Raw genomic sequence first — 280 nt, forward strand, 5'->3', positions numbered from 1 at the left:
ATCTGCTTTTTCTGAGCCGCGATGTTGCACAAATCATCCAGCCGTATCGTGGCCGGATGGCGCACCACCTGCAAATAGCCCACACCGCCGCGCTTACGCCAGCGAAAAGCACTACCCAGCGCCCAGTCTGGCACTGGTGTGGCAGCTGGCAGCAAGGCTTCCAGCCTGGCCAGCACCTGCTCGGCACGATTCAGAAAATGCTCCAATTGCGTCATGTCAGATTGGATCAGGAGCGGTAATCGGCATTGATAGACACATAGTCATGCGATAAATCGCAAGT

Annotated in this window: 1 pseudogene; it reads right to left on the reverse strand. The window is 55.7% G+C overall.

Annotated features, from left to right (window positions below):
• A pseudogene (locus tag KDM89_RS22105) lies at positions 1-215 on the reverse strand (AAA family ATPase); the annotation flags it as partial.
• Positions 216-280 lie beyond the last annotated feature (65 nt).

The organism is Cognatundibacterium luofuense, from assembly GCF_018139685.1.
GTDB lineage: Bacteria > Pseudomonadota > Gammaproteobacteria > Burkholderiales > Burkholderiaceae_D > Undibacterium > Undibacterium luofuense.